22 protein-coding genes and 1 tRNA gene are annotated in these 21,410 nt (G+C 26.3%); 18 read left to right on the top strand and 5 right to left on the bottom strand.

Going from position 1 to position 21,410, the window contains the following annotated elements; genetic code table 11:
• Positions 1 to 71: 71 nt before the first annotated feature.
• Complete coding sequence (locus tag ACWPW7_RS00940) at positions 72 to 1,349, bottom strand: HD-GYP domain-containing protein (protein WP_454052033.1); 1,278 nt, start codon at positions 1,347 to 1,349, stop codon at positions 72 to 74.
• A 259-nt stretch (positions 1,350 to 1,608) separates the two neighbouring features.
• Here ACWPW7_RS00940 and ACWPW7_RS00935 point away from each other — a divergent pair, with 259 nt between their 5' ends.
• The 3 genes from ACWPW7_RS00935 (at position 1,609) to ACWPW7_RS00925 (ending at position 3,957) form a co-directional block, all read left to right on the top strand.
• Positions 1,609 to 2,229 (top strand): CBS domain-containing protein, encoded by a 621-nt coding sequence (locus ACWPW7_RS00935; protein ID WP_291567240.1) that lies wholly within the window; start codon positions 1,609 to 1,611, stop codon positions 2,227 to 2,229.
• A gap of 315 nt (positions 2,230 to 2,544) precedes the next feature.
• A tRNA-Trp gene (locus ACWPW7_RS00930) sits at positions 2,545 to 2,620 on the top strand.
• 824 nt (positions 2,621 to 3,444) lie between these two features.
• Positions 3,445 to 3,957, top strand: coding sequence for a GNAT family N-acetyltransferase (locus ACWPW7_RS00925; RefSeq protein ID WP_291567242.1), 513 nt, complete (start codon positions 3,445 to 3,447; stop codon positions 3,955 to 3,957).
• 114 nt (positions 3,958 to 4,071) lie between these two features.
• Here ACWPW7_RS00925 and ACWPW7_RS00920 read toward each other — a convergent pair whose 3' ends face one another.
• The 3 genes from ACWPW7_RS00920 to ACWPW7_RS00910 form a co-directional block, all read right to left on the bottom strand.
• The gene (locus ACWPW7_RS00920; protein WP_454052032.1) at positions 4,072 to 4,494 is read right to left on the bottom strand and encodes a GNAT family N-acetyltransferase; all 423 of its coding nucleotides are present in this window, start codon (positions 4,492 to 4,494) and stop codon (positions 4,072 to 4,074) included.
• Positions 4,495 to 4,850: 356 nt separating this feature from the next.
• Positions 4,851 to 5,774 (bottom strand): alpha/beta hydrolase, encoded by a 924-nt coding sequence (locus ACWPW7_RS00915; RefSeq protein WP_454052031.1) that lies wholly within the window; start codon positions 5,772 to 5,774, stop codon positions 4,851 to 4,853.
• A 116-nt stretch (positions 5,775 to 5,890) separates the two neighbouring features.
• A complete protein-coding gene (locus ACWPW7_RS00910) occupies positions 5,891 to 6,463 on the bottom strand; it encodes a TetR/AcrR family transcriptional regulator (RefSeq protein ID WP_454052030.1) in 573 nt (190 codons plus the stop codon).
• Between the two features lie 867 nt (positions 6,464 to 7,330).
• Between ACWPW7_RS00910 and ACWPW7_RS00905 the strand changes: the two genes are divergently transcribed.
• From ACWPW7_RS00905 to ACWPW7_RS00890, 4 genes are all read left to right on the top strand, one after another.
• Positions 7,331 to 7,933 carry a GNAT family N-acetyltransferase gene (locus ACWPW7_RS00905; RefSeq protein ID WP_454052029.1) on the top strand — a complete coding sequence of 201 codons (603 nt, stop codon included), beginning with the start codon at positions 7,331 to 7,333 and terminating at the stop codon, positions 7,931 to 7,933.
• 444 nt (positions 7,934 to 8,377) lie between these two features.
• Complete coding sequence (locus tag ACWPW7_RS00900; protein WP_454052028.1) at positions 8,378 to 8,875, top strand: hypothetical protein; 498 nt, start codon at positions 8,378 to 8,380, stop codon at positions 8,873 to 8,875.
• A gap of 47 nt (positions 8,876 to 8,922) precedes the next feature.
• Entirely contained in the window at positions 8,923 to 9,177 is a 255-nt protein-coding gene (locus ACWPW7_RS00895; RefSeq protein ID WP_454052027.1) for a TfoX/Sxy family protein, read from the top strand.
• Between the two features lie 152 nt (positions 9,178 to 9,329).
• A complete protein-coding gene (locus tag ACWPW7_RS00890) occupies positions 9,330 to 9,863 on the top strand; it encodes a GNAT family N-acetyltransferase (RefSeq protein ID WP_454052026.1) in 534 nt (177 codons plus the stop codon).
• Positions 9,864 to 9,959: 96 nt separating this feature from the next.
• Here ACWPW7_RS00890 and ACWPW7_RS00885 read toward each other — a convergent pair whose 3' ends face one another.
• On the bottom strand, positions 9,960 to 10,211 hold the full coding sequence (locus tag ACWPW7_RS00885) for a hypothetical protein (RefSeq protein ID WP_454052025.1): 252 nt from the start codon (positions 10,209 to 10,211) through the stop codon (positions 9,960 to 9,962).
• 457 nt (positions 10,212 to 10,668) lie between these two features.
• Here ACWPW7_RS00885 and ACWPW7_RS00880 point away from each other — a divergent pair, with 457 nt between their 5' ends.
• The 11 genes from ACWPW7_RS00880 to ACWPW7_RS00830 all read left to right on the top strand — a co-directional run bounded on the left by ACWPW7_RS00880 (position 10,669) and on the right by ACWPW7_RS00830 (position 21,202).
• The gene (locus ACWPW7_RS00880) at positions 10,669 to 12,897 is read left to right on the top strand and encodes a HelD family protein (protein WP_454052024.1); all 2,229 of its coding nucleotides are present in this window, start codon (positions 10,669 to 10,671) and stop codon (positions 12,895 to 12,897) included.
• A gap of 353 nt (positions 12,898 to 13,250) precedes the next feature.
• On the top strand, positions 13,251 to 13,631 hold the full coding sequence (locus ACWPW7_RS00875; RefSeq protein ID WP_454052023.1) for a hypothetical protein: 381 nt from the start codon (positions 13,251 to 13,253) through the stop codon (positions 13,629 to 13,631).
• Positions 13,632 to 13,669: 38 nt separating this feature from the next.
• Positions 13,670 to 14,470, top strand: coding sequence for a GNAT family N-acetyltransferase (locus tag ACWPW7_RS00870; protein WP_454052022.1), 801 nt, complete (start codon positions 13,670 to 13,672; stop codon positions 14,468 to 14,470).
• Between the two features lie 229 nt (positions 14,471 to 14,699).
• Positions 14,700 to 15,920 carry an MFS transporter gene (locus ACWPW7_RS00865; RefSeq protein WP_454052021.1) on the top strand — a complete coding sequence of 407 codons (1,221 nt, stop codon included), beginning with the start codon at positions 14,700 to 14,702 and terminating at the stop codon, positions 15,918 to 15,920.
• Positions 15,921 to 16,161: 241 nt separating this feature from the next.
• Positions 16,162 to 16,428: a CD3324 family protein gene (locus ACWPW7_RS00860; protein ID WP_191741796.1), complete on the top strand. Its 267-nt coding sequence runs from the start codon at positions 16,162 to 16,164 to the stop codon at positions 16,426 to 16,428.
• Between the two features lie 70 nt (positions 16,429 to 16,498).
• Positions 16,499 to 17,245 (top strand): class I SAM-dependent methyltransferase, encoded by a 747-nt coding sequence (locus ACWPW7_RS00855; RefSeq protein WP_454052020.1) that lies wholly within the window; start codon positions 16,499 to 16,501, stop codon positions 17,243 to 17,245.
• Positions 17,246 to 17,437: 192 nt separating this feature from the next.
• The gene (locus ACWPW7_RS00850) at positions 17,438 to 17,986 is read left to right on the top strand and encodes a GNAT family N-acetyltransferase (protein ID WP_454052019.1); all 549 of its coding nucleotides are present in this window, start codon (positions 17,438 to 17,440) and stop codon (positions 17,984 to 17,986) included.
• Between the two features lie 393 nt (positions 17,987 to 18,379).
• Entirely contained in the window at positions 18,380 to 19,144 is a 765-nt protein-coding gene (locus ACWPW7_RS00845; RefSeq protein ID WP_454052018.1) for an aminoglycoside adenylyltransferase domain-containing protein, read from the top strand.
• Between the two features lie 169 nt (positions 19,145 to 19,313).
• A complete protein-coding gene (locus ACWPW7_RS00840) occupies positions 19,314 to 19,847 on the top strand; it encodes a GNAT family N-acetyltransferase (protein WP_454052017.1) in 534 nt (177 codons plus the stop codon).
• Between the two features lie 123 nt (positions 19,848 to 19,970).
• Positions 19,971 to 20,588, top strand: a complete 618-nt coding sequence (yqeK, locus tag ACWPW7_RS00835) for a bis(5'-nucleosyl)-tetraphosphatase (symmetrical) YqeK (RefSeq protein WP_454052016.1) — start codon at positions 19,971 to 19,973, stop codon at positions 20,586 to 20,588.
• Positions 20,589 to 20,626: 38 nt separating this feature from the next.
• Positions 20,627 to 21,202, top strand: coding sequence for a GNAT family N-acetyltransferase (locus tag ACWPW7_RS00830; RefSeq protein WP_454052015.1), 576 nt, complete (start codon positions 20,627 to 20,629; stop codon positions 21,200 to 21,202).
• Positions 21,203 to 21,410: the final 208 nt, after the last annotated feature.

The raw sequence follows: 21,410 nt of genomic DNA, 5'->3' as shown, positions 1-21,410 counted from the left end.
ACAAAGTATTGCCATAGTAGTTGTAAACTATAACTAAAAATAAATATTATTAAAATGTCTTTGAAAAATAACTAATTATTTTCTGAAGGCACATTAGTAGAATTTTTTTGAGCCTTAGCAATTAAAGTATCTTTCATATGCTTAACTGCTTTTTTACATATAAATCCATTGCTAGCCATATCATCTAGTATACTAAATGCTTCATACATATACATTCCTTTTCTATAAGGCCTATCCTCTGTTAAAGCTTGATAAATATCACAAACTCCTATTATTCTAGCTTCTTCAGAGATTTCTTCAGCTTTTAATTTTCTAGGATATCCTTCACCATTAAGTTTTTCATGATGATTACAAGCCCAATCACATATATCAGATATTTCCTCAATTCTATCTAATATTAGCTTTGTGTAATAGGTATGAGATTTAATAATTGAAAATTCCTCATTAGTTAGTGAGGTATTTTTATCTAAAATATCATTAGGAATAGCCACCTTTCCTATATCATGCAAAAGTCCTGCAATTTTCATCTTTAAGCATTTAGAATCACTATATCCAATATGCTTTGAAACCTCATAAGCAAGGTTTGCAATACCTCTAGAGTGGCTTGCAGTAAAAGAACTTTTATTGTCTATTATAGAAGCAAAAATATCTGCTATATATTCAAATTCTTCTAAAGTAACATAAGTAATATCTTTAGGTAAAATATCTTGTAATATAAAAGGAAAGAAAGGTGTATTGTTTATATCTAGCCAAAAACTTTCAGCAGGACATATCTCTAAAAATGCCTTTACTATTTTAGGAGAAAAAATTATTCCTTCATTTTTCTTAACATATTCTATTATTTTATCTTTCTGCATATAAAAAGGTATAGCTTCATCATATAAAATTTCTACAGAATCTGCTAGTCTTATGATTTGACTTTCAATAGGAGTTAAATAATTTTTCAGTTTCATTGCTCCACTACCATCATAATTTTCATGATGATATAAAATGATATCATACATATGGATAAACATAGGGATTTTTAATATCATATTAGCACCTTCAATACAGTGCTCTTTTATATATTCTTTAAAGGTATGAGCTTTATCAAAAATACCTTGACATCCAATATCATGGAGCATAGCTGATATATATAAGTTTTTATATGATTCATCACTTAACTGTAACTGTTTACCTATTCTTAATGAAATATAAGTTGTTCGATTAGAATGATGAGAAAATTTCAACTTAGTGCTATTATTACTATCTATATCTTCCATCATTTTTAATCCCATATCAGAATTAACCATAGCTAAATCAAGAGCAATTGAAAGTGCGTGAACTATTTTATTTAAACTAATTTTCATAAATCAACCCCACTTAGGCATCTGGGGGAAAATAACAATTGAAAGATGCCGTATCCTATATTAAATATTTACTCAAATCAAACTATATTTATGTAAAAAAACTAAACTTATATAAATATATTATCATAGAGAGTACCAATTAATGAACATTTTATTATAATTATATATTATAACGATAAAAATACTTAGGAAATATTTAAAAATTCTAATAATTGATATATAATATTCATGAGTACCTTAATACAAGGAGGGATAAACAATGTTTGTAAGCAATTTAATGTTGACAAGAGATAAACTTATAACTGTTACGCCAAAAATGACAATAGGTGAGGCGTTAGAACTTATGGAAGAGCATGGATTTTTATCAATTCCAGTTGCAGAAGAAAATAAGTTTATTGGAGCTATATCAAAAGAAAAAATATACACTTATTATTATGAGAAATGTGTAGAAAGAGAATGTTTACTTTCTGATTTTTTAGTAGAAAACGTTATGAGAACTGATGTACCAACAATAAAACCATTGGAACAAGTTGAAGAAGCAGCACACTTCTTAGAAACTAGAAGTGTTTCATTTATAGCAGTTGTAGATGAACGTGGAGATTTTAAAGGTATAGTAACTCACTATGGAATATTCCATCAATTTACTGAACTATTTGGATTAAATAAAGGACATCGTTTAGCAATCATAGCACATGATATTCCAGGACAAATATCAAAACTATCTAAGATTATTACTGAAAATAAAGGAGACATAATAAGTTTTGTTGTTGTAGATCCAAAGAGCAAAACAGAAGTTAAAGAAATTGTGGTAAGGGTTAGAACAGAAAACTTTGATGAGATATTATCAAAAGTTAAATCCTCAGGTTTTAATGTGCAATAATAATTAAAATATGGATAAGCTTAAATTAGGAGTTTAAAAAAAATAACAAGATAAAGAGGTTAGCCTATTTTATATAATATAAAGCGTTAGGGTTTGTTCGTAGTGATGCTATGAGAAGGATTTGATAACGTAGTATAATGGAAAATAGGCTAACATACTGGATTGTTATTTTTTAAGAAACTATAAAAAATTTATAAGAAATGAATTTAAATTTTTCATTTGAAAGCGGAAGTAATTTTGTAAAATTGGATAAATCACTTTAATAAAATTCATATTGTATTTATAAAAAGAATGTGATATAATTAATCTCGTTATAGGGGTATGGCTCAATTGGTAGAGTAGTGGTCTCCAAAACCATTGGTTGCGGGTTCGAGTCCTGCTGCCCCTGCCAAGAACTCAGTAAACTTTGTTTTACTGAGTTCTTTTATTTTATTAGAAAATCAATATAAGTTATTTAATTTTAGAACAGGTATATTTCTATATATAGATATGCTACCTTAAAAATTGATGTATAGTTGAATATAGCTACACCCTTAAGTATTTTAATTCACAACTTAAGATAATGCACAATTCAAAATTCACAATTAAGGTTGAAATTAGTTTTAATCAAACTAATTTCTTTAATAGATTTTTTTATAGAAGTGACTATGTCACTTTAAAAATAAATCAATTAAAGACTTCTTCCAATAAAGGAAAAGTATCAAAAATTCTTCATTCTCAATAGCCAATTCTCAATTGTATAAGGGTTTCCCCGAGATGCAGTATAGCTCGGAATAATACTAATAAACTTAACTAGTACTATGGAGAAACTACAGCTGCTAATTTTTCATAAAAAGCGACTATATTACTTTAAAAATAAATCAATTCTAAATTTCTCAGCTCTTGCTGAGAAATATCCACAATTGTGAATTGTGAACTGTGAGTTGTGAATTCAACAGTTTCAGCTATGATACTAAAAAAGACCAATTATTTTCATGTATATTAATTTTAGAGCTGATATATCTATAGGTCATTGTTTATATTAGTATAGAAAATTATATAATAGAGCAAATATTTTTAAAATTCTATATTAATTATTGTTTCATTAATATATGACAGCATAAGACAATAATCCCGAATATTCTTTTTATTTCAAATTCATGTTATAATCATTTATGTACAATCTATAATTTAATATATTTATAGAGATTATACTTAATTATTAGGAGGTAAAGTATGAGTACTTTAATTAATACTAAAGTAAAAGATTTTAATTTAAGATTTGCGGAAGAGAAAGATATTCCTTTAGTTCTAGAGTTTATTAAGGAATTAGCAGATTATGAGAAATTATTACATGAGGTTGTTGCTACAGAAGAAATTTTAAAAGAATCATTATTTGAACGTAAGGTAGCAGAAGTTGTAATTGGAGAATATGAAGGTAAACCAGTAGGTTTTGCATTGTTTTTTCACAATTTTTCAACATTTTTGGGACGACCAGGTATTTATTTAGAAGATTTATATGTAAAGCCAGAAATGAGAGGAAAAGGATTTGGAAAAATACTACTTTCATTTTTAGCTAAGCTTGCTGTAGATAGAAATTGTGGTAGACTTGACTGGTGGTGTCTTGACTGGAATGAGCCGTCAATTAAGTTTTATAAACAGATAGGAGCAGTTCCTATGGATGAATGGACTGTTTATAGAGTGCATAACGAAGCATTGTCTAATTTGGCAGAAAATTTTAATAATTAAAATCAATAAGACGTAAATTAAAGGGGTTATTTTTAATAACCCCAATTATCATAACTATATTGATATCTCTATAAAATAATTAAACTTTTTACAGAGATATCAATTGTGGATTAATTATTCTGTAAATCCTTTTTCTTGCATATTCTTTTGATTTAGAAATAATGCCATTCCTGTTTTCATTTTCTTAAAATTCATTTTTTCATAGAATACTTCCTTACCAGGTGAAGCATATAATATAAAATTACATTGAGGTAAGCTTTTGGTAATATTATCTATAACTATTCTTCCAATTCCTTTGCTTTGATATTCTGGTAATACAGCAATATCATAAATTGCAGCTTGATAGACTCCATCGGAAATAGCACGACCAAAACCAACTAAAGTATCATCATCAAAAACAAATACAACTGCATGGCTATTCTCAAAAGCTTTTTTATGTATCTCGCCTTCAAAATATGCCATTCCAACTCTTTTTAAAGTTTCAGATACGTAATTCCAATCTATATTTAAGCAGTCATATTGAATTCTAAAATCCATAAGATTCCTCCTAATTTTAAATATTTTCTTAAATATTTAAATGTCTCTTCTTAAATTTATAGTTTGTATTTAGATATATATTTTAAATTATTATACTACATATGAAAATACAAAATACATTATAAGTAATGAATAGAATATGGCAAGTAAATTGAAAAGAGAGTTAATCAATGGAAATCTGTAAATAGAAAATTGAGATTAAAATTAGTTTTTTCACCTCAGGGGTTTAACTTATAATATAACTGCAGGTTAGATTTTTGTAGTTATTTTAAAGTTAATTAAGACTTATAATTTTCATATAGGCCCCAGGGGTGAAAAGCTCGTAATTGCCTATTGTCAATTCTCAATTGCATAAGCTATTTTTGATTTCTATCTAAAAATTCTAATATATCACCATAGACTTCTTCTTTATTAACTTCATTTAATATCTCATGTCTTGCATTATCATAAAGCTTCATGTCGACTTTTTTAATGCCTACATCTTTTAGACTATTTTGAAGCCTTTTAACGCCTTGTCCCATTAATCCTACAGGATCTTTTTTACCTGCCACTAATAATATAGGTAAATTTGGAGGTATTTTACTTAAATTTTCATGTTTGTAATTGTTTTTAAGTCCTTTTAACAAATGATAAAAATATGATGTGGAATGTATAGTGCCACACATAGTATCTTCAAGATATTTATCCACTTCCTTAGTATCTCTTGTAAGCCAATCAGAATTTGTTCGATTAGGCTTAAATTTACTATTAAAATTTCCAAAACTTAATTTATCCATAAGAGTAGCGGGAGCTTTAGGCCCTTTTTTCTTCATTTCCATTTTAGCTACCAATGTCCCAAAGGAAAATTTAAGATTTTGTTTTCCATTACTTCCAGATAAAATTAATGCTTTTAACTCACTGCCATAAAGTTCACTATATCTTAAAGAAATAAAGGAACCCATGCTGTGACCTAATAAGAATACAGGCAATTTAGGATTCTCTTTTTTTATTATATCTGTTAATTCTTTAAGATTGTCTACCATAAGATGAAATACATCACCTTCACCCATGTATCCAAGTTCATTAGGACTTGTTTTACCATGACCTCTATGGTCATCAGCGTAAACGATATACCCGTTTTCGTTTAGAAATCTTGCAAAATCATCATATCTTCCTGCGTGTTCAGCCATTCCGTGAACTATCTGTACTACTCCTTTTATTTCTGATTCTTCTGGAGTCCATTTATATACATGTATATCTTTTTCTAGTTTATCCTCAAAATAAAAATTGCCTAATGCCAATGTAATCATCCCCTTTTAATTTTATAAAAATAATAATTAGAAGATTTTAATATCCCAACTATTATGGAAACCTATCTTCTTATTTGATGGAAAATGTATCACTCATCTTTGATTAGCTATTTTTCTTTATATACACTATTGTAATTTGCTACAATGAATTTTGTTATTGTTTCTATAGGTATTTCATTAATTTTAAGGATATTTTGAATTAAGAAACCATCTATTGTAGCAGAAATTAATGAGGCCATTGCATAAAAGCTATTATCATTTTTTTTATATATTTTCTTTAACCCCTTAATTATAGCTTCTTTGCTATAGTTGTAGTTTTCCTTAAAGTATTCCTCAAGTTTTTTATTTCCCATTAATGCCTCGCTTATAAGATATATATGGAGTTTTCCTCTAAATTCTTGAGACAAAATAGATTTGTAAACTGTAGATAAAATTTCTTCAGGGCTACTTTCATCTTCAATAGTTTCTATCCAGTTTACAAGTTGATCAGTTAAGGCTTTAAGATGCCTGTCTGCTATATCATATATCAGTTCATCTTTAGTGGGATAGTAGTAGTAAAGAGTGCCTTTACTAATTTCACATTCTTTTGATATATCTGAAAGACTGGTATTTTTAACACCTTTTAATTCAATAATTTTTGTAGCTTTTTCTATGATAATTTCTTTAGTGCTTTTTTCCATAAAAAACCTCCTATCGGTCGGCTGGCTGATTGTAAAATGATTTTACTGCTAACTTGGGTAATTGTCAATAATTTATGATAATGAATATGGATATATAGATATATCAGCTCTAAATTTAATCTATCTCTGAAAATAATTAGAACTTATTGATATTGTCACTAAAACCACCAAATTCAAAATTCACAGTTCACAATTCACAATTTCGGATATTTCTCAGTGGTAACTGAGAAATTTAGAATTGATTAACTGTAGCGGCGATCAGTGTTCTTCATATATTATTGAATAAATATTAAACTATAAGGCGTATTAAAAATAACTGATGAACACCGTTGACATCTACAATAAAACACTAGCAATCGCATTGCTAGTTAAAAATTCATTAAAGAAATTATTTTGATCAAAAATAATTTCCACCTTAATTGTGAATTTTGCATTGTGAATTGTGAATTGAAAAACTTAAGGGTGTAGTTATATTTAGCTATATATTAATTCTTAAGGTAGTTTATCTATAAATATACAACGAGTAATAGATTTAAGAGCTATTGCGATAAAAATAAAAAATATAAAATAAAACTTAAATTAAAGAGTTATAAGCATTATACTTATAATAATCAACTGTAATAGTATTATATAAGCTTTATAATAGTATAAAGTACCATGAAAGTATTCTGAATATTTGGTAATATATAATAAAGAATACTTTTGTACATATTAATCAAGATTATTAAGAATTTAACTAAAGTATCTTAAAAAATAATTAGTTAGTATGCTAACCAATATAACTATTTTAAATTTATTTAAAAGTTTATTCTTAAAGGAGAAGTCTTTACAATTCTCAATTCTCCATTGAATAAGGGAGTGATGTAAATGAATAGTGAACCAGAATATCATATTAGATTAAGAGATAAATGTTTTGAAGAATTTCCTACCTTGGAGACAAAGAGATTTATACTTTACAGATATAATGAAATTTTCTTGAAAGATATAGAGGCACTTTTTTCTGATAAAGAAGTGATGAAGTATTCTGGCACGGAGATTATAGATGCTAAAAAGCAAGCAAATATGTATTTAGAGAAAGTAGAAGTGATGTATAAAAATAAAGAAGGTATTAGGTGGGTTATAGTTGATAAAACAACTAATGAATTTCTTGGTGATATAGGGCTTTATAATATTGATTTATATTCAAATAATACTGAGATAGGATATACCATTGTTAGACATCATTGGAGAGAAAAAGTTGCCAGTGAATGTATAGAAAGGCTCCTTAAATTTGCCTTTAAGGAATTATATATGAATAAGATTATTGCTATGATAGATAGAGACAATTTTCCATCTATAGCCTTAGTGAAAAAAATAGGTTTTTGTGAAGATGGAGTATTAAGAGAACACTATTATAATTATGAAATGGGTGAATATGGCAATATAAGTGTATATTCTATGTTGAGAAAAGAATATATGAAACGAAATTAAAAAATATTGGATTTTCTATAAAAATAAAGACTATTTATGATAATAGTCTTTATTTTTATAGAAAGTATTAATTTATAAGCTTTCCATAAAGAAGTATATTTAGGATGTTAAGAAAAGAAAAATGTGATATAATACTCTAAACTTTAAGCAGTATCTTTAGATTTCAAAATAAAGGTAAATTTAATAAAGAAATAGAATTATAGAAAAATAAATGTAAACTTAGGGTATATGAAAGAAAATAACTAGTTAAAGATGGAAAGTATATTTTGCGCCATATAAGGAGAAAGGTTTCCATGATAGACAAGCTGTCACGGATTTCTGATGATGTAGTATGATGAAAAATAGACGAGCATACTGACTAAATATTTTTGAATATGCTTTAAGTGAAATTATTTATTTAAAGATGCCTAAATTGATATTATAGAGCTAGAGGGGGAGAATTAAATGAGAATAGTATTATTTATGATAGTTCTTTTATTATTATATACTCTTTTTTATAATGTTTTAGGTCCAAGTATCACTTTTTTAATTATGTCAGTTATATTTCTTATTATGGGAATATTATTTTCTTTTAAGAAAGAATTTTATGATAAGTATATTAAATTTGTAAGTCCTAAGTTTTATGATAATTTTAATTTAAAAGATAAAAAATTTAAAGAAAGAAATAGAAAAACTAATATTGCGTGCTTATATTTACTATCAATAGCCACATTGATGAATTCAAGGCTTTGTTCTGCAATTAGCCCAGAATTTACAACGAATTTTGATTTTAGAAATATTTTGATTACAGCTATTTTTGCATTTATAATATATTTCCTTAGTTCCTATATATTTAAAAAGAGTAAAAACAATGCTCAATATGTAATATTTTCTGTATTATTAGGCATTATTGCTGCAATAATCATAGGGATGTTGATATTTAGAAATATAGAGATATTTTAAAATAAAGGTTGAAACATAATAAACATGTAAATTAGGGGGAGAGTATCTTGGATAGGCTATCTGAAATGCCTAATATAGGCAAAGTCTTAGAGAAAAAATTAATTGATGCAGGAATTAAAAATGCTGATGAGTTAAAAGCTATAGGAAGTAAAGAAGCATTTATTAAAATAAAAAATATTGATGATAACTCTTGCTGTAATATGCTATGTGCATTAGAAGGAGCTGTAAAGGGCGTAAGATGGCATGATTTACCACAAGATATAAAGCAGGATTTAAAGCTCTTTTTTCAATCACTTAAATAGATGATTGATTAAATAAATTTAGATATCTTTAAAAAAATGATAGATTAGCATGTTAGTTTAGTTATATCATATTTGGCTGTTGAAACCATTTATAAACTATGGTGGAACTTGATTAAGGTGTATCTAAGAAATTAAATAAAGGGGGAAAACTAATGTATATTGGTGAAAAAGTTAAATTAAGAGAGTATAGAAAAGAAGATATAAAAAAGGCACAGGAATATATGAATGATGGAGAAATTAGAGGTTTGTTAGCTCCTAACATACCATATCCATATACTTATGAAGATGAAGTAAAATGGTTTGAAGGTTTGTCAGCAAATAAAGATCTATATAACTTTGCTATAGAAACTTTAAATGATAAAAAATATATTGGCGGCTGTGGTATAAATAATATTGATTGGAAGAATAGTGTAGCTACAGTTGGAATATTTATAGGAGATAAAAGTTACTTAGGTAAAGGCTATGGAACAGATGCCATGAAAGTTCTTATAAATTTTATATTTGAGGAAATGAATATAAATAAGATAAAGTTAAATGTATATTCCTTCAATGAGAGAGCAGTAAAAAGCTATGAAAAATGTGGATTTAAAAAAGAGGGATTACTTAGAAAAGAGATATTCAGACATGGCAAATATCATGATGAAGTTGTTATGGGAATTTTAAGAGAGGAGTATTATGGAGAATAAAACTTTAAAATTAGATAAGAAATTTTAATATTAGCATTATATTAAGAAAGAACCCTTGTATAAACAAAGGTTCTTTTGTGAGTTTACAAAAAAATATTAATCATATGAATCAAAATCAGCTTCATCGTAAGTAATATCATCACTGTCATTAAAACACATATATATGCTTGAATCTATATCTACTGCACATTGTGGGCAAGCAATTATGAATTTCCCAAAGAAACCATCAATTTTACATAAATCTTCTGATGGACAGAGCTTGCCACATTGCTCACATTCTTTTAAATCATCATTAGTATATCTGTCACCTTCCCAATCATCATCAAATAATTTATCTAAAGATTCCATGTTAGTCCTCCTTTATTCAACTTAATAGTTATATATTATCTATCTAGAGATATAAACATTACATTGAAATGTCGATAAATAAATATTTTTATCTTAAATTATGTACAGATATTTTATTCTTTATTCTTACTATTAAAATTTAAAAGATCTTTGATTATATATTCATAAAGCTACTTTAAATACAATATAACTAAATATTCTGAAAAGTTTAAGCATTTAAGTTTGAAGGATTATATAAGTTCATAATCATTATGTCATAAGAAAAATAATTATGAAGAAATTCTATTATTAAACTATAAAATAAAATCACATTTAAGGTTTACTTAAATATGATTTTTACATATAATAAAAATAGGCATAAAAATCCCAATTATACATTTTATATTACATAATAATTATATCATAAAATAAATGCTAATGTCAATAGGTATTTTAGAAAATATGGGAGAGTGAAAGAATGAATAATTTTGAACCAGACAATCATGATGAAATTCTATATCTTGAGAGTACATTAGGCTTTATAGAAAAAGAACTAGAGGAAGAAAAGGAAGAGTTAAATAGCAGATTAAGTAAAGTTATAGCTTTAGGAAAAGAGATGTGGGAACAAACATCCCATTCTTCAAATGATTTTGATAAAATTCCAGAAATGAACCAATACCTTTTTGCAGTAAATAATCAAACACAGAGTTATGAAAGTACATTGAAAAAAATAAAAAAATATGAATGTATGATAAAATCCCCTTATTTTGGACGATTTGATTTTAAAGAAGATGATTTTGATGACACAGAAAAAATATATATCGGTATCTATAATTTAATGGATGAAGAAACAAATTCAATTTTAGTATATGATTGGCGGTCTCCTATTTCTAGTATGTTTTATCAATGTGAGGTTGGTAGAGGCTCATATAACTCACCAGTTGGAATAATTTATGGTGATATCTTAATGAAAAGACAGTATAAGATTGAAAACTCAAAACTTAAATACTTTTTTGATAGCAGTATAAGAATTAATGATGAAATTTTACAACAGGTATTATGTAATAATTCATCTTCAAAGATGAAGAATATTGTTGAAACTATTCAAAAAGAGCAAGATATAATTATTAGAGATACTGAAAATCATCTTTTAATTGTGCAAGGAGTAGCGGGCAGTGGTAAAACATCTATAGCTTTGCATAGAATCGCATTTTTACTTTATATAGGAATGGAGTCAAAAATAAATTCTAACAACGTTATAATAATTTCTCCGAATTCTATTTTTAGCAAATATATTTCTGGTGTTTTACCTGAACTAGGAGAGGAGAATGTGGAACAAATCACTTTTGATGATATTATCTATAAATTTTTAGGAAATAATTTTAAATTTGAAAGTAGAAATGATCAACTTGAGTCTCTAATTCTTCTTAATAATCTTCAAAAATCAAATGTAAAAATGCAAAGTATAAAATTTAAAGGTTCTAAAGAGTTTATAAAACTTCTTGATAGATTAATAGAATATTTTGAGCATAATTTAATTGAGTTTGAAGATGTTTATTATGACGGTAAAATTATTGAAACAAGACAACAAATAAAGAATCAATTTCTTAATAATAAAATTGGTATGTCAATAGCAAAACGACTTAGAAGAATTGAAAATATCATATTAAATAAAATTCATCCTTTAAGAAAGATAAGGGTTGAAAAAATTGAGAAAATTGTACAGAATAGTCCTAATCATGAATTTGAAATAAAATCCTTTAGTAGACTACTTTCTATAAAAGAATCAAAAGTGTTTATGAAGAATATCCATAGATTCACTAAAGTTGATTATATGAACCTATATAAAATGCTTTTTAATAAAAATGATATTCTATTAAAACTTTCTAAAGGATTGAAGCTTCCTAGAGAGATTGAAGAAATAATATTAGAAACTAAAGAAAATCTTAATAATGGACACATTTGTTATGAAGATTGTGCACCACTTTTATATATTAAATTAAAACTAGAAGGTAATGAAGAGTTTTCTGAAATTAGGCAGGTAGTTATTGATGAAGCACAAGATTATTATCCACTTCAATATGAGGTTTTTAAGCTTTTATTTAATGTGGCAAGGTATACGGTGTTAGGAGATTTTAATCAGACACTTGAAAAATATGGAGATAAATCCCTATATAATGATATAGAAGAAATACTACATAAGAAAAAATCAGTGAAACTTTTTTTAAATAGAAGTTATAGATCCTCTATAGAAATAAATTCTTTTTCTAAAAAAATATTAAATATTAAAGAGGATTTTATTTCTTTTGAAAGACATGAATATGAACCAGCAATTACATTCAAAGAAAATAAAGAATTAATTTATGAGAGTATCATAAAAGATATTGATTACTACTATAAAGAAGGCTATGAGTCTATTGCGATCATTTGTAAAACTCAGCAAGAGTCAGAGGAAATTGAAGAAGGATTAAATAGATTAATCCATATTAAATTATTGAATATAAAAGGTGGTGAATTTGAAAAAGGTACTTTAGTTATTCCTGCATATATGGCAAAAGGATTAGAATTTGATGTGGTTATTATATATAATGCTTCAAAGGATAATTATACAAGTGAATTTGATAGAAAGCTTTTATATATAGCCTCTACGAGAGCGTTGCACCGACTAGTTGTATATTATACTGGAGAAAAATGCGACTTCATTTAATATATTACACCTTGCCAGCTCTAAATTTAATATATACGTGAAAATAATCGGTATTTTTTGATATCATAGTTGAGCCATTGAATTCGCAATTCATAGTTCACAATTGTGGATATTTCTCAGCTTCTGCTGAGAAACTTAGAATTGTGAATTTAATAGTTTTAGCTAAAATACTAAAGAATAGCATTTATTCTAATATATACATTAAATTTAGGATAAGTATATCTATATGTGTAAGGTGTTAATTTTTATAATAAAAAGGGATTATAAAAGATTTATTGAATTTAAATAGTAAAATTTTGTTAATATAACTTTAAGTGAAAGAGTAGAATTTATATGATTAAGGGAGATTCAATATGAGGAAAGCAGCAGATTTATTCATAAGTCTTATTTTATCTATTTGGACATTTTTAATTTTTACATATAAGATGATATTATCCAGTGATATTCCAGTTTCTATTTCTTTAGAGGAACTTATAAACTTTATAATAGGAATATTAATATATACCATTATTCAGTTATTTTATATTAAGAAAACAAAATTATACCTATTAAATTTAACTCTATTAATTGTGCCAATAACATTTTGGGGGATTGCATTATCACAAGCATTAACTTATAAGTATCACGTTTATGGCACTATCTCAGGTATAATTGGATTTTTATGTACATCAATTATTGTTTTATGTTACTGTAATAAAATATTTGCTAAGGGCAAAAAAGCAGAGATAAATTGAGTTGTTACATTTGAATATTGATTAAAAGGGGGTTAGCTATGATTAAAAAATTAAATGAAAGCGATAATTTAATAGTTATGGAATTCTTAAAAGAAGAGACGGAATTTAATCATTATTTAATAAGCGATATTGAAGAGTTTGGATATGATGGAGGATTCCAGGAAGTCTATGGAGGGTTTAATAACAATAAATTGAATAGTATTCTTCTTAAGTGCTTTGGATTTATTATGGTATATGCTAAGAATGAATTTGATGTAAAAGCAATGACAAAAATTATAAAGGGCTTTGGCAATTTTTATATGCTAGTAGGGAAAGAAGAAGTTGTTTCAAAATTTGAAGAAACTGTTTTACATTTAGAAGCTCCACAAAAAAATTACTATAGTATTTTACGCAGCATTAATCCTAAATTTAAAGCAAATAACAATATAGTAGTTAAAAGAGTTACAGTAGATGATGTGGATAGGATAGTTCAATTAAGAGATAAAATTAAAGAATTTAAGGGTGAAAGTAAAAATTTTAAAGAAATGCTGTTAAAAGATTTTGAAACTAAAACTGCACGAGGTTACTATGTAGAGATAGATGGTAATATGATATCTTACGCACAAACCTCTATTGAAAATAGTTTCTCTGCAATGATAGTAAATGTAATGACAGAGGAAAAATATAGAGGATATGGTTATGCTTCTGCTTGTTTAAATATATTATGCAAAGAACTGTTGAAAGAAGGAAAAACTCTATGTCTTTACTATGAGAATCCAAAAGTAGGGAAAATTTATAAAGAAATCGGGTTTGAAGAAGTAGGTACATGGAGTATGTACAAAAAAATAAAGGATAAATAAGTTTTATTTAAAAAATAAAACTTAATGAATTTACCCCATAATTTTTAAAAGATTTAAGCTATTTTTATAGAAAATCTATTTTTCAGAGTATATTTTAATTTTCTCATTGTATCCCTATATATTATATGCTACAAAGACTTAATATAAGGAATTATTGAATATAATTGTTCTTTATATTGAGAAAAAATTTTAGTTCTATGATAATAAATATATAGAATAGGGGGTACATATGAAAAATAAAATTAATTCACGAAAAATATATTTTATTTATATATTTCTAGTTTCATTATTTCTTACTGTAGTATTTACTAGTAGTAGCTTATATCAGATTAATAATGTGGGTTTAAATCCACTACAGCTCATAATAGTTGGAACTGTACTTGAAAGTACTTGTTTTATTTTTGAGATACCCACTGGCATATTAGCAGATTTATATAGTAGAAAACTTTCAATAATTATAGGAGTAGCACTAATAGGAATAGCTTTTGTAGTTATGGGAAGTATTGAGATGATATGGACAGTAATGCTATCACAATTTTTATGGGGAGTAGGATTTACCTTTATTAGTGGTTCAGATATAGCATGGATAAGTAATGAATTAAAGGGAGAAAATATTGAAAATGTGTTCTTAAAAGGGATGAAATTAGAACAAATATCATCTGTTTTAGGTGTTATCATAGGTGTATACTTAGGTAATTTTAATTTAAATATACCTATTATTTTTGGTGGAGTAGGGCTTTTAATTTTAGCCATTTATTTATATATTTTTATGGATGAAAGACCTTTTGAAAAAATAAAAAGAGATGAATTAAGTAACTATGAAAAAATGTTTGCTACTTTTAAAGAAGGATTGAAGCATATTACAAGTAATAAAGTATTAAGTATGCTTTTAATTGTAGCTATATTCTATGGACTTCACAGTGAAGGCTTTGACAGACTTTGGATTATACATTTGGTAAAAGATATTGGAATACCTAAAAATATAAATATTAATGAAATAAGTTATGTTGGAATAGTAAACATTGTAGCAGCATTAATTAGTATATTTTTACTAGATTATGTGGACAAAAAATTAGAAAAGAAAAATACTGATAAAAAGATAATATTGTTATTTGTTTTTAATTTAGTTACATCCTTAAGCATTTGTGCTTTTGCTTTTAGCATAAACTTTATTTGCGGAATAACTTTTTATTGGATTTCTATAATATTTACAAAATTAAATGCTCCATTATATAATGCTATAATAGTTCGCAATTCTCATGAGAGTTATCAAGCGACTATTATTTCGACTTATGGGCAGATTAATTCTTTGGGACAAATTATAGGAGGGCCAGTTATAGGATATATAGCTACAAAGTTTTCTGTGGGATATGGACTAGCGGTAACATCTTTTATGCTTCTAGTAGTAGTTTTTATATATTTATTTATGAGCATTAGCAAAATAAAATAGATTATTTAAATAATAAGCTTTTAATAAGCTTCACTTTAGTAGAATAGATTATATTAATATGTTAAAATTTACATATATATTTTGAAGGGAGAGGTTCAAATGACAGTCAGCAAATATCTAGAAATAGAGGTTAGAATTCTATAAACAGGGAATAAACCTGTGAAATCTAGAATATTTACATGAGGTTTTCCTTGTTTTTAGAGTCTATTTACTAATGGACTTAAATAGGGAGGATATAGTATTGAGTTATATAAATGGAAAAAATGTTTTACCTAAGGAATTATTAGAAGAGATACAAAAGTATGTGGAAGGTGAAATCATTTATATACCCAAAAAAAGTAAGAAGATTTCTTGGGGTGAAAAAAGTGGATATAGAAAAGAATTAAATGAAAGAAATAGCAAAATAGTTTCTCTTTTTAATTCTGGATTGTCTATAAATAAATTATCAACACTTTATTGCCTATCAGAAGATAGTGTAAGAAAAATTGTTTTTAAAGCTTGTAAGTAAGATTCATTTTTAAAGATTTTACTGTAAAAAGCTATTATTAAATAATTAAATAAATAGGGGGAACATAATATTGAGTTATTACGGAAACTTATGTACACAAATTTATGATTTAGATAAGCCGACAGCAGACAAAGAACAATTAGATTTTTATATGAGTTATGTAACGGATAAGAAGATGAGAATATTAGAACCTATGTGTGGGTCAGGTAGATTTATCATACCTTTTCTAGAAGAGGGATTTAATATTGAAGGATTTGATATTTCAGATGATATGTTAAATTCTTGTAGGGAAAGGATGAAAGCTAAGAATTTAAATGGGAATGTTTTTAATGCGGGAATTCATAATTTTCAGACAGAAACTAAGTATGATTTAATTATGATACCTGCAGGTTCATTTTCATTATTGCTTGATGAAGAAATTGTTGTATCAAGTCTTAATAGATTAAAAGATAATTTAAATGATAATGGTACTTTATTACTAGATGTATTAACAACAGAATGTAAAGCAGAAGAATGTGATAAATGGGAAGAAACAAATAGAATAACTAGAGCTGATGGTAAAGTTATAGTACAATATTCAAAATCCCATTATGATAAAATAAATAAAATCATTTCTTCTCCATTAAGATATGAACTTTTAGATGGTGATAAAATAATTGAAAGTGAAGAAATGGATTTTTCTATGAGATTATATGATATCAGTGAATTTGAAGAGATTTTAAGAAATGTAGGATTTAAACACATAAAAATAATAAGAAACTGCGGTATAGTTTCAGATCCAGATGAAGAAAATGTAGTGTTTGAATGCAGAATATAAATTTTATTTAAAATTTAATAATTTAATTTCATATAATTAGGGTATGAAATTTTTAAAAACTAGCAATTTTATTGCTAGTTTTTATAGCAAGAAGCCATATAGTATTTATTAAGTTCAAGTTAAGTAGGGAAATATTAAAAAGTTATGATAATTTTTATAAGAGTTTAAGTTTTGGGAATAGAGGGTGCAGAGATGGGAATTTTAGAAACGGAAAGGCTGATATTGAGAAAATTTTCCCCAAATGATTGGAAGGACTTATACGAATATCTTTCTCAAGAAACAGTGGTAAAATATGAGCCATATGATATTTATACTGGAGAACAATGTAAAGAAGAAGCAATATATCGTTCAAAGGAAGATGATTTTTGGGCAGTTTGTTTAAAAGAAAATAATAAATTAATAGGAAATATATATTTTAAGCAACAAGAACCTAAAGAATTTGCTACATGGGAAATTGGATATGTTTTTAACTCTATATATTATGGAAAAGGCTATGCCACAGAAAGCTGCAAGAAAATTTTAGATTATGGATTTAATAAGTTAAATGCACATAGAATAATTGCTATGTGTGATCCTGAGAATATAGCTTCATGGAAGTTATTAGAGAGATTAAATATGAGAAGAGAAGGGTATTTGCAAAAGAATGTATTTTTCAAGTATGATAGAGAAAGAAAACCTATTTGGAATGATACATATGAATATGCAGTTTTAGCAGATGAATGGTTAACTAATATTGAGTAATCTCAATATTAGTTGTTTTACTATATCTTTTTATTTTATTGCAAATTAAGAGAGGGAAGATATTCTCTTATAAGAATTCATAGAATAACTAATAATTTTGGATGCATGAGTTCTCAAGGGACTTTGTTAATATAGCATAATACAAAACAAATTAAAATAGAACTAGTTATTTTTTGAATATACATAAATAGGAAGGAGGTTAATTTGGTGAAGGATAGTATTATATAGGATTTCTTAATTGAAATTTAATTTATACATTATTTTAATTTTCATAGCAGATTTTTTGCTTTGAATTAAAAATTAAGAATTATGGTTAAAACTCCACTGTCAATGCCTTTGGAGTTTTTTAGAATAAATTTCATCCTATATAATAGTAATTGCTAAAGATAATATATGAAGATGAATATAAATATTTTATTAACAGAAATTATAGAAAAATATAAAAATTTATTAGGAGAAAATCTCGTAGGAATATATCTTCATGGCTCATTGGTTATGGGATGTTTTAATAGTGAATCTAGTGATATTGATTTTCTTGTAGTTGTAAGAGATAAATTAAGTTTTAATATTAAAAGGCAGCTTATAGATATTTTAATAGATTTATCTGATTTCGCACCTAAAAAAGGATTTGAAGTTAGTGTGATTTTAGAAAAGTATAGTAATAATTTTGTATATCCTACTCCTTTTGAACTTCATTATTCAAAAGAGTATAAAGAGAGATATATAAGAGATAAGGAATTTCTTTGCCATAATGGAGACGATGCTGACTTAGCAGCACATATAACAATAATAAATAAAAGAGGACGCTGTTTGTATGGAAAAGACATAAAGGAAGTTTTCGGTGAAGTTCCTGAAAAATATTATATAAATTCTATTTTAAATGATGTTGAAAATGCAATAGATGAGATAGTGGAAAATCCAGTATATATAATATTAAATTTATGTAGAGTCCTTTATTATTTAAAGGAAAGAGTAGTATCTTCTAAACATGAAGGTGGAAACTGGGGAAAAGCAAATTATAAGATTTATGAGAACTTAATACAAAAGGCATTAAATATATACAATGGAAACTTTGACGAAGAAAAGTGGAGTGGAGAAGAACTTAAAAAGTTTGCAATGGATATGATAGAAGAAATAAACAAAATTTATAAAAGATAGTTTATTGTTTTAATTAAATATAAGGGATGATTTATAATTTTTTAGACAAGCTGTTTATAAATTTTATATAAGGGACGGTTCTAACTTTTTATTGAAACTAAAAAAATAGACAAGCAGTTTATTGATTTTTAAAAGTTTTGATGAACCGTCCCTAAAACAGGAGGATTAAATGATTTATTATAAAGATGATGAAATTAAGATAAGGGATATTTGTGGTGAAGATATTATAAGTCTTTTTTCATGGAGAATAGATAAAGAAGTAAATAAGCATGATCCAAGACCAATTCCTCGAAATACTAAAGAATTGATTAAGGAATGTATAGAGTGTGGTAGAAGATTCGATAATGAAATAATTAATGAAAATATAAGCGATAGAAAATATAAATATTTTATGATTACAAACTGCGAAGACTCTCCTATAGGTTTTGTAAATTTTTTTAGTATAGATAGAGTAAGAAAAGAAGGAGAAATGGGCATAGAAATAGGGGATAAAAGATATTGGAATAAAGGTATTGCCTATAAAGCAGTAAAAGTGGCAACTGAGTATATATTTAGTAACATGGATATAAAAAGAATATATATAGAAACTAGCGAAAATAATATACCTGCATTAAAATTATTTAAGAAACTTAATTTTACAGAATGTGACGAATATGTAGAATATGAAGGTTTTAAATTTGTTGTTATGGATAAAAGAGTCTAGGGACGGTTCATAATTTTTCATTAAAACTTTAAAATTTTTAGACAAGCTGTTTAGTGATTTTTGCAATTTTTAACGAACTGTCCCCTAAATATATTAAAATAATTGAAAAATGAGGTAGCTGAAATGAATGATATATTCAAGAAAATAACAAGAGATGTAACTTTAACAGGAGACATTAGAAAAGATTCATATAATCTTCTTATGAAACATAATAAAATTATAATAGCAAATCATTCATTGAGGGTTGCAGAAAAAGCTAAACTTTTAGCTAAACAATTTGGGGTTAATGAAAGTTTAGCTGAGATTGCAGGACTTTTACACGATATAAGTGGCGTTTATCCAAATGAAGAAAAACTAGAACTTTGTAAGAAACTTAATATAGAGGTTTTATTAGAGGAAGAAAAGTTTCCAATGATTCTTCATCAAAAAATATCTAGGGTTATGGCTACAGAAATATTTAATATTAGTAATGAGGAAATTTTAGAAGCTATTAGTTGCCATACTACATTAAGATCCAATGCTTCTCCATTAGATATGGTTTTATTTATAGCAGATAAAATAGAGTGGGATCAAAAAGGGGCGCCACCCTATATTAATGAAGTGGAAAAAGCCCTTAATACATCATTAGAATTATCCGTATTTAAATTTATTAAATATCAGATGGATAATAAAGAAAATCTTAAGGTTATACATCCATGGCTATTAGAAGCTTATTTATATCTAGAAACACAACTGTTATAGTATTAATTTATATGAAATAAATTTTAGGGGGATATAAATTGATTAAAGGAAAAAAGGTTATTATAAGACCACTTGAAATTGGGGATGAAGAATACCTATATAGATGGTGGAATGATGAAAGTATGATGGAGCATGCTACTCTTGCCTTTGGTACTCTTCAAAGTAAAGAAAGAATTAGATTGAGCATATTAAAAGAAATAGAAAATAATGAACTTTATCCAGAAAGAAAGAGATTTTTGATATTAAGAAAAGAAGATATGATGCCTATTGGAGAAATTAATTATAATGGTTTTGATAGCAGAAATCAAAAATCTGAATTTGGAATAAAAATTTGTGAAGTTGATGAACAGGGTAAAGGCTACGGCATAGATGCATTATATCATTTTATAGATTTTATGTTTAGGTTCTTAAATCTAAACAAAATAGAATTAACTACAATGATAGATAATAGGAGAGCACAAAGTCTTTATAAAAAATTAGGATTTAAAGAAATAGGCATAATTAGAAGTGGCTGTTTTGACTCTAGGATTGGTGAATTTTCAGATATAGTGTACATGGATATATTAAAAGATGAGTGGCTTAAAATAAAAAATAAGGCATCTGAAATAAAATAACTAGTCAAAGATGTGACGTCTATTTTGTGTCAGACAAGGAAACAGGCTTCGCTCATAGTTTAAGCTATGAGTGAGTTCTGTTGACGTAGTATGATGGAAAATAGACTAGTATACTAACTAGTTATTTTTTTGAAGATGCCTAACATAGATTTTTAATAACTGACTATAGAGAAGCTTAATCCGCTATAGTAAAAAGGTTTAGCTGAAT

The sequence above is a fragment of the Clostridium sp. Marseille-Q7071 genome (assembly GCF_965112025.1).
Note: the sequence above shows the minus strand (reverse complement) of the source record. Positions and strands in the feature narration are given on the sequence as shown.